The sequence below is a fragment of the Candidatus Acidiferrales bacterium genome (assembly GCA_036514995.1).
Classification (GTDB): Bacteria; Acidobacteriota; Terriglobia; order Acidiferrales; family DATBWB01; genus DATBWB01.
On record DATBWB010000215.1, the window covers coordinates 1 to 2,229 of the forward strand.

Annotated in this window: 3 protein-coding genes; 2 read left to right on the forward strand and 1 reads right to left on the reverse strand. The window is 60.5% G+C overall.

All coding sequences use genetic code 11. From position 1 onward, the window contains the following. The first annotated feature begins 299 nt into the window (after positions 1-299). Positions 300-623, forward strand: coding sequence for a DUF6788 family protein (locus tag VIH17_13845; GenBank protein HEY4684317.1), 324 nt, complete (start codon positions 300-302; stop codon positions 621-623). 2 nt (positions 624-625) lie between these two features. Then, positions 626-1,879: a transposase gene (locus tag VIH17_13850; protein ID HEY4684318.1), complete on the forward strand. Its 1,254-nt coding sequence runs from the start codon at positions 626-628 to the stop codon at positions 1,877-1,879. Between the two features lie 156 nt (positions 1,880-2,035). On the opposite strand, the gene VIH17_13855 is transcribed toward VIH17_13850, so the two are convergent. Continuing rightward, positions 2,036-2,229: hypothetical protein (locus VIH17_13855; GenBank protein HEY4684319.1), on the reverse strand; the 194-nt coding region annotated here is incomplete at its 5' end.

A 2,229-nucleotide genomic window follows, 5' to 3' on the forward strand; every position in this document is an offset into this window, starting at 1 on the left:
TTCGACCGCAGCAACCTTGTGGCTGCCGACAGGATCTTCTGCAAGGTTGCTGCGGTCGAAGGAATCTCGGTCACTGATCCGGAGTTAGCGGTACTGTAAAGGATTTTGTAGCTGTCCGGCTCACCAATCTTGTGTCATCAACGGGCAGCGATTTCGTAGACCGTAGTTCTTCGACTGGCTGATCGGCCTGAATCACGGGGAGATGGGGCTCCTCTGCCTGGGCGAGGCATTTCTGCAAATCTTCAAAAGCCCTTGACTTTGGGTGATTCTGCCACTATAATAAGTGGCAGATATAGACTATGGCCTCTGACCCGGAATTGGATCTCCGCGGCCGCTTGGTACGGAGCCTGGGAGCCCTGCGCGAGATGCTGCCGGGCTCCTTCGTCGAGCGTGCCCGGAGGTGCGGTAAGCCGAACTGTCATTGTGCCGACGGAGAGAAATTGCATGCCGAGCTCCTCCTCTCTGTCCTCTTGGACGGTAAATCCAAGACCTTCCACGTGCCGTTCGATCAGGCCGATGAGGTTCGCTCCAAGGTGGAACAACGCAAGCAATTCGAAGCGGCTGCGGCCCGGATTGCCTACCTCAACCTGCGGCGTTTTCTCCGCCGGAGAAAGAAGAAGTAGGATTGCGCCGCCACCAGTTTGAGACCTATCTCAACAAGGTGTTCAACTGGGGCGGCTTGGTGGCGGGGTTGCCCGAGGGCCGGAAGGATCCGCGGCATCCCTGGTCCAAAGTGTGTGCCGCCGTATTTTTTGGAACGGCCTGTCAGTTCGGTCCGGTTCACCGTATTGAGGCGGAATGTTGCCGGGGCGTGCTGCGCCAACGCATCGGTCCATTGAGCGAAGACACCATGGGGTACGCCCTGCAGCGGCAAGACCCTGGACTGGTCTTTGAACTGGGCTGCGAAATCGCCAAGCGGCTGAAGAGGAATGGCGTGTTGCGTTCCGACTGGGCCAGAGGGCGGGTGGTGGCGGCCGTGGATGGCATCGAAATCTGCAACTCCTACTCCCGCTGCTGCTCAGCGTGCCTGACGAGAAACGTAGAGCGGAAAGTCGACGGCGAACTGCGAACCTCCATCCAGTACTACCATCGCCTGTCGGCCGTGACGGTGGCGAGCACGCCGTTCCCGGTCTTCCTGGGGGTCCGGTTTCAACAATCCGGGGAGACCGAAGTGGCCTGCTCGCTGGCCTTGCTAGAGGAGCTCACCGAAAAGTTGGGGCGTCGTTTTATCGACATTCTCGTCGCCGATGCGCTCTATCTCCAGACTCCCTTCACGCGGGCCTTGGAACTCCTGGGGCTCGAATGGGTGATCAATCTCAAGGACAACCAGCCGGACCTGGCGGCCGAGGCCGAGCGGCTCACCCACCGCCCAGCCGATTATCGCGACGCCAGCGCGCGACAGCAGTTGGAACTCTGGCATCTGCCGGAAGTGGACTGGCCCGTTGCCGATCGTCTGGTGGGAGTGGTGAAAACAGCTCGCGTGCAGAACGGCCATTGCGTCGTGATCCAGAACAAAGATGGCGCCGCCGTCAAGACCAAGCAACCGGCCGCAGTTCTGAGCACCAACTTCTATGCGACCAACGTCGATCTCGGCTCCATCCCACCCCTGTTCATCCATCAACTGGGGCGCAGTCGCTGGACCATCGACGCGCAAGCCTTCCAAACCATCACCACGGACTGCCATCTGAAGCGGCCTTCTGTCCACCAAAGCTGCGCTCTGGTCGTGCTCACCATGATCCGAGTTCTGGCCTACACCCTGAGCATGGTCTTCTACCACCGCCAGGTGCGCAGCCACTGCCGGGCCGCTCCCCCCAGTTTCTGCGAGACGGCGCGGCAGATCGGCTATCGCTTTCTCGTGGTCCGACTGGATTCCAGTTGAACGCGCTGCGGGGTCTCACCGGTTTTCCTCCCTTCCTTCCGCTTGACTGGGCGCATCCCCACAGCGCTCCAGGCCTACTATTCCCTTGGCGGCCGCCACCACGTCTCAGAACTGGTCTGTCGACCGGAAAAAGCTGCCCCGTGGCATCTGCAATGATCATTCGGGCTGCTCCCGCCCCCAAACTCCCCTGTCGTCAGCCAGTTCTATCCCGTGCGGATACTGGTTTGCGAAATCGCTGGCCCGTTCGCCGGTTGAATTGCCCTCGACTCCCGCTTTCCGTACAATGAAGATGGAAGGCGCGGCGGGAAGGGTGCGTCTGTGGCTCTCTGCCGCAAAACCGCGAGCGGGAG